This window comes from Dictyobacter arantiisoli (genome assembly GCF_008326305.1).
Taxonomy (GTDB): domain Bacteria; phylum Chloroflexota; class Ktedonobacteria; order Ktedonobacterales; family Ktedonobacteraceae; genus Dictyobacter; species Dictyobacter arantiisoli.
The window spans coordinates 40,721-47,865 of the sequence record NZ_BIXY01000006.1; the positions used below are offsets into that span (position 1 = coordinate 40,721).

At 43.3% G+C, this 7,145-nt stretch carries 6 protein-coding genes; 5 read left to right on the plus strand and 1 reads right to left on the minus strand.

The features are described 5' to 3' along the window. Positions 1-308: 308 nt before the first annotated feature. Positions 309-557 (minus strand): acyl carrier protein, encoded by a 249-nt coding sequence (locus F1593_RS03480; protein ID WP_149400174.1) that lies wholly within the window; start codon positions 555-557, stop codon positions 309-311. Positions 558-1,133: 576 nt separating this feature from the next. Between F1593_RS03480 and F1593_RS03485 the strand changes: the two genes are divergently transcribed. From F1593_RS03485 to F1593_RS03505, 5 genes are all read left to right on the plus strand, one after another. Next, the gene (locus F1593_RS03485; protein WP_371873787.1) at positions 1,134-1,808 is read left to right on the plus strand and encodes an MBL fold metallo-hydrolase; all 675 of its coding nucleotides are present in this window, start codon (positions 1,134-1,136) and stop codon (positions 1,806-1,808) included. Between the two features lie 327 nt (positions 1,809-2,135). After that, on the plus strand, positions 2,136-3,149 hold the full coding sequence (locus tag F1593_RS03490; protein WP_149400176.1) for an acyltransferase domain-containing protein: 1,014 nt from the start codon (positions 2,136-2,138) through the stop codon (positions 3,147-3,149). Positions 3,150-3,157: 8 nt separating this feature from the next. After that, the gene (gene fabD, locus F1593_RS03495) at positions 3,158-5,458 is read left to right on the plus strand and encodes an ACP S-malonyltransferase (RefSeq protein WP_149400177.1); all 2,301 of its coding nucleotides are present in this window, start codon (positions 3,158-3,160) and stop codon (positions 5,456-5,458) included. Beyond that, entirely contained in the window at positions 5,455-6,261 is an 807-nt protein-coding gene (locus F1593_RS03500) for an alpha/beta hydrolase (protein ID WP_172631835.1), read from the plus strand. The genes fabD and F1593_RS03500 overlap by 4 nt, the downstream gene beginning before the upstream one ends. Positions 6,262-6,279: 18 nt before the next feature. Next, the gene (locus F1593_RS03505) at positions 6,280-7,101 is read left to right on the plus strand and encodes a class I SAM-dependent methyltransferase (protein ID WP_149400179.1); all 822 of its coding nucleotides are present in this window, start codon (positions 6,280-6,282) and stop codon (positions 7,099-7,101) included. Positions 7,102-7,145 lie beyond the last annotated feature (44 nt).

A 7,145-nucleotide genomic window follows, 5' to 3' on the forward strand; every position in this document is an offset into this window, starting at 1 on the left:
ACAACGAAAGATTTTTGTGTTATGCTATAAAGTGAGAGCATTAACCATAAATTGATTATAACCCAATCATGAATGCTAAGTCAACATACCCCTTTCTTCTTATCAGTTCTTTCCATAAGGATATTCTTCAGCCTTTCTCACTCCAACGCTACTCTTTTTTCTTCCAACCTTACCTTTTTACTCATGGCAGAACCGGAATTTCGAGCATATAGATAGAAAAAAACATGCGGAAAATCCATTTCTGTGAGTTTAGAAGGAGAATTTTTCGCATGGAGTAAGAGAGCTGGCTTACTTGATAATTACCTGCCTCAAGCAGATTGAAGCTTGCGATAAAGCGTGTCGACCAGACCATCAATAGTGTTAATACCTGCTAATGCCACTCGTGGCATGTGCAAGGATAGGCTCTCTAAAGTTAACGTGACAATTTCAGCACGGTCAATCGAGTTAGCTCCCAGATCAGTCAGGCTCTCGCCAGGCTTGAACTCATGGCCTTCTAACTCGGGCAGAACTTCATAGCAATGACGTATCACAATATCAAAAACATCCTGTTTGCTCAGATTGGTGCCTCCTTCATGCTACAAGCCTTGTATTGGCAGGGATACAACAAGATTTTTCTCAACACACGCGATAGAGATTAGTTGAGAGGCAATGATATTACAATCAAAGATTGATATATCTAGATACAAGAAACAGGTTCCACCATCCCATCCAGGATTAGATGGGATAATAGAATATATGAAACCATTCTATCAGAGCAAACGCTACAACGAATAGAATAATTTAGGAGTAAATGGAAGCGCATTTTAATGCAAACCCTGTTCTCAATCAAAAAACACCTTGCTACAACTACAGGTTTGCATGTATACAATATAAGTATTCCATAGTATAACTAATCTGTCAAGGTAGAACGGATCTAGCAGCAGGCTCTCCATTTCTGAGCCATAGAGGGAGACAGAGAATAATCAATCAAATGTTTGACTCAAAACATATTCGTGTTCTTCCTGTTTGTTCAACAAAGACCACAAAACTTGAATAAATCTCAGAAGTGGGAATGCTTAATTACAACAGTCATTGCCCTATCATCAGAGAAAAAATGCTCCATTTATTGAAAGGGTTTCTAGATGAGAGATACTATATACACAACTTATGATATACATCAATTGGAAGTAGGATTTTTTAATATGTTCAATTTCAATTATATTATTGTTGATAAATCGTCCCGCCAGACTGCGATTATCGATCCAGCCTGGAATGAAGGGCACATTATCCGTACGTTTGATGAACTTGGCGTAAAACCAGATCTCATTCTGCTAACGCACTCTCATATTGATCATGTAAATCTCGTACCTCAGCTCGTCGAACGCTTTCATTCTCGTGTCTATATGTCTGCACAGGAAATTGACTTTTACCACTTCCACAGCCATAATCTCTTTCCCCTCTATGATCTAGAGGAAATTCAGCTCGGGGAAACACGTATGACCTGCCTGCTCACACCAGGTCATACGGTGGGCAGCCTCTGCTTTCTGCTATCAGATAGCCTCTTTACAGGGGATACTATTTTTACTGAAGGATGCGGTATCTGTACCCAAACTGGTGGATCGCCTGAACAGATGTTTGAGAGTATTCAAAGGATAAAAAAACTTGTTCCACCTCATGTACACGTCTACCCTGGACATACCTACGGTAAAGCACCTGGACAGTCTATAGACTATCTCTTACTCAATAATATTTATTTTCAGTTTAACAAAAAAGAACAATTTGTTCAATTTAGAATGAGAAAAAATCAACCAAAACTGTTTTTTACTTAAGAGTAGGATGCTGAAATTCCCAAAGTTTCTAACTCTATAACTCCCAGGACAGCAATAAATTTTCTATTAATAAAACATCCTTCTGCATTTCTTTTACCCAATGCATAGAAAATTACTTGAAGGTAATAGGATTCGCGCTTTCCTATCATCCAGCTATATTGAACTTGACAACCCTATTAGTTTACCTTAAAATAATAATGTGCAAAAAAATCATAAGCTAAATGTCATGATTAATTTCTCTCTTAGGACTTAATAGCTTGTGTTTATTTTATAGCCAAAAAAAACCATAAGCCCTTTCATACATGAGGTAGATAAGAAAAATGGGCAATGAAGCTGCTAGAGAAATGCACGAAAGGACAACAATTGAGCAAAACAGTGGTTTTCCTCTTCTCCGGGCAAGGATCTCAATATTTCCAGATGGGAAAAGAACTTTTTGCACATAATCAGATCTTTCGCCGCTGGATGCTTCATTTAGACTCACTTGTAAAAACCAATGCCTCTATTTCTGTCATTCAACAGTTATATGCAGAAGATAAAAATCCGAGTGAACCATTCAAGCGCACACTCTATACTCATCCAGCAATCTTTATGGTCGAGTTTGCGCTCGCACAAACGCTTATAGAACAACAGGTAATCCCTGATGTGCTGGTAGGGTATAGTCTGGGCGAGTTCGTCGCAGCAACGGTCGCTGGCATGCTCAAGGTGGAAGAAGCCCTTGACCTGGTTATCAAACAGGCTCGTCTCTTTGAGACGTACTGTCAGCCGGGCACAATGCTGGCTATTCTTCATCATATCGATCTCTATTATCAGACTCCTGAACTCTCTACCCTGTGCGAACTTGCTGCCGTCAATCATGATACCCACTTTGTCGTTTCTGGGAAAGAAGCACATATTCATAAATTGAAAAGTTTTTTAACGGGTAAAGGGATCCTTTGCGAAATACTGCCCGTTTCTTACGCGTTTCACTCAGCGTACATCAATACCATAGAACCACACTACAAAAGGTTACTGGCGACGACAAGCTATTCTCCACCTCAGATCCCTATTTTCTCTTCTCTTTCTGGCAAACAAATCTTCAATTTGTCTCCTGAGTATTTCTGGGAAGTAGTACGCAAGCCGATGAACTTTTCTCAGACAATCCAAACGTTAGAAGAAGATGGACCTCATCAGTATGTAGATGTTGGTCCAGGAGGGACACTGACAAATCTGACAAAAAGAAATCAACATCTCAATGCTCTCACTCAATGCTATACGATTCTTTCACCTTTTCACCAGGATGTAAAAAATACAGCACGAGTCACTCAGATGCTATCCAGGAGAGGTGCAATCAATGAAAGGTAAGATTGAACATGAAGGCATTTCTCTTTCCAGGCCAGGGCTCGCAACAGAAAGGGATGGGGGGGACACTTTTTGATGAATTTCCTGAGATTACTCGCGCAGCTGATGACATTCTGGGTTATTCAATTAAGAACCTCTGCCTGCACGACCCTCAACAAAATCTAGGCAAAACTCAATTTACCCAGCCTGCATTATATACTGCCAATGCTCTGATATACTTGAAAAATCTCCAGGAGAACGGGCACCCTCCTGCTTACGCCGCTGGCCATAGCCTGGGGGAATATAATGCACTCCTGGCCGCTGGAGCCTTCGACTTTGCGACTGGCTTAAAGCTGGTCAAAAAACGCGGTGAACTGATGAGTCAGGCAACTGGTGGTGGTATGGCAGCAGTTCTTGGCTTAAATGTTACACAAGTACTCAAGGTACTGCGCGAAAATGCGCTCTCTGAAATCGATATTGCCAACCATAATTCGTCTACCCAGATTGTTATTGCTGGCCCAAAAAGTGTAATTGAGAGAGCTAAAGAAATCTTTGAGCAGAATGGTGCTCACTTGTATATCCCTTTAAATGTGAGTGGCGCTTTTCATTCACGTGCACTGGCACCCGCGCAACAACAATTCGCTCGCTTTTTGCAAGATTTTACTTTTTCAGCAGTATCTTTTCCTGTTATCTCCAACGTACATGCCCTCCCCTATCCAGAGAGAGAGATTCGTGAGAATCTCATCCAACAAATAACGCATCAGGTGCGCTGGCTCGATACAATTCAGTATTTGTTAAATCAGAGTGATATAGAGATGCTGGAAATTGGGCCTGGAAATGTGCTAACGAAACTGAATGCGCAAATACGTAGAGACAACAAGAACCTTGAGAAGATAAAGGGCGATCCTGCAAGTGAACTAGCCAATCGCAAGAGCGAGGAACAGCGCCACCAACCAGTACCAAATGGATATATTACGGCACAGCAGCTAGGAGATGCCCAATTCAAGAAGGACTATGGTTTAACATATGCCTATATTACAGGGGCTATGTTTCGCGGTATTGCCTCTGAGAAACTGGTGGTGAAGGTTGCTCGCGCCGGCATGCTGGGATTCTATGGGGCAGGTGGTCTGCGCCTGACAAAAATCGAAGAGGCTATTTGCTTTATACAAAAAGAGCTCCGCAACCAGGAAGCGTATGGCATGAATCTGCTACACAATCCAACCAATCCAACATTAGAAGAGCAGACGGTCAATCTCTATCTCAAATATAAGGTGTCTATTGTGGAGGCCTCGGCCTTTATGAGTATAACGCCAGCGCTTATCATTTATCGCGCCCGAGGTCTCAAACGTGCCTTCAATGGCGAGATTACAATCGGCAATCGAATCGTTGCCAAGGTCTCCAGGCCTGAAGTAGCAGAAGCTTTTTTAAGTCCAGCACCAGAACGACTGGTAGGAAAACTGCTCCAGGAACGAAAAATCACACAGGAAGAGGCCACACTCCTGAGCCGAATACCAATGGCCGATGATCTCAGCGTCGAAGCAGACTCCGGTGGACATACAGACCTTGGAGTCGCCTACGCTTTGATGCCCGCCATAGTGCAATTACGTGATGAGATGATGAAAAAATATCAGTATGCAAAACGGGTTCGTGTCGGCGCTGCTGGCGGTATTGGCACTCCCGCAGCAGCCTCTGCAGCATTTATTCTCGGTGCGGACTTTATCGTAACAGGTTCCATCAATCAGTGTACGGTGGAGGCGGGCACCAGTGATATTGCTAAAGATTTGTTACAGCAAGCCAACGTCCAGGATACCGACTATGCCCCAGCTGGAGATATGTTTGAACTTGGCGCCAGAATTCAGGTACTGAAAAAAAGCTTGTTCTTTCCGGCACGCGCGAATAAATTATACGAGTTGTATCGACACCATAATTCTTTAGATGAGATCGACGAGAAAACAAAAAACATGCTGCAAACAAAATTTTTCTATCGCAGCTTTGATGACATCTACGAAGAGCTCAAATCTACCTATCCACCTACTGAAATTGAAAAGGCTGAACGCAATCCTAAGTATAAGATGGTACTGATCTTCAAGTGGTATTTCCATTATTCTAGCCGTCTGGCTCTCAGTGGAAATACCGAGCATAAAGTTGATTATCAGATTCATTGCGGGCCCGCTCTTGGCTCCTTCAATCAGTGGGTAAAAGAAACGGGGCTGGAAAATTGGAGAAATCGTCATGTCGATGAAATTGGTATCAAACTGATACAAGAGACAGCTACATTGCTTAATCAACGCATTCTATCTCTGCAAGGTGTTCGCCAGGAGGTCCAACTGTGACTGTAGCTACGCAACTGGAATTTGTCGCTTATGAGCCAGAAACATCTACGGAAACGCCGCCTCTCTTGTTTGTTCACGGTGGTTCTCACGCCGCCTGGTGCTGGAGAGAGCATTTCCTTCCCTATTTCGCTGCCGCTGGCTTTCCTTCTTATGCTCTAAGCTTTCGTGGACATGGTGAAAGCTCCGGCTATGAACAGGTCGCATCCTATGTCCTGGATGACTATGTGGAAGATGTTCTTCAAATCCTCACAAAGATCCAGCAAGCTCCAGTGCTGATTGGACATTCTCTTGGGGGTGCGGTGGTACAAAAGGTCTGGCAGCAGCATCCCGATAAGCTCAAAGCAGTGGTACTCATGGCCTCTAGTCCACCTGATGGAATGACACTGGAGTGGCTTAAGGTTCTCTTTAAACGTTTTAAAGCTATTTACCAAATGAATCTATTCAATCTCGGCAAAATTGAACATTTTCCAGCTCGGGCTCGCGATCTGTTTTTCTCTTCAGATTTGCCAGTTGAGCAAAAAGAGCAGTATACCAATCTTCTGCAGCGTGAGTCAATTAAAGCGGGGCAGGCGATGATTCAAAAAACTATCGATCCGCGTTCCATGGATACAACCATTCCGCTGCTAGTCCTTGGCTCACGAAAGGATCAGTTTTTATCTGAAAGAGTGGCGCAAAAAGTTGCCAGAACATACAAAGTTACGCCGGTAATCTTTGATACTCTGTGTCACGATATGATGTTAGACACGCAATGGCCCATAGTTGCCGAGGCCATCCTGAAATTTTTGCAGACATCTGTAGCTTAAAACGGAGAAGCAAAGACGATGACGCGAGAAGGCTCCTATCACGTTCAAAGTATTGGTAGTAATGTCGAAATCGAAATTAAACGTTTGCAAGCGCAGGTCGAGCTGTTTTGGCCGAACGAGTTGAAGCATTATAGAGAGTTTGGCTTGAGCGATGGGATGTCTGTGGTAGAGCTGGGAGCTGGACCAGGATTTATGATTGATAAAATTGCCGAACGTTTCCCGCGGTGCCAGCTCACTGCCCTGGAGGTTGATCCCTTACTGGTCGAATACGCAAAAAATTACCTGACCCAAAAAAACAGGCAGGATTGCAGGGTTATTCAAGGATCTATTATGGCAACTGGGCTGGCCGAGAATTCATTCGATTTTGCGCTAATCAGGATGGTGCTTGAACATTTGCCTGATATAGAGGGAGCAATTCGAGAAGTGTTACGGATCTTAAAACCTGGTGGGAAAGCAGTTTTCGTTGATAATGATTTTGAGATGCATATTATGACTTATCCACATATACCCGAACTACGCGAACTCTATGATGCCTATTGCCAGGCGCGCTCCAACGAAGGGGGCAGCCCTAAAATTGGCCGGGAATTACCAGTGCTCTTAAAAAAGGGGGGATTTTCTCGAGTGGATTTTGATGTTGTCAGCGCCCATAGCGATATTGTAGGCGATGAGATGTTTTTTCGCTCTGAGGGAATCGGTATTCCATCAAAATTGGTCACTGAGGGCTATCTGTCGAGTAAAACGCTGGGAAAGATTTCTGTGGGATGGCGTAATATGGTCAAGAACAAAGACCATGCGATTATTCGGCAAATCTATCTAGCTGCTGGCGAGAAAAAGCGCTAGGAAGGAAATGTGTTGCGTGAAAAAGGCGAATTCTCGTGTTCATT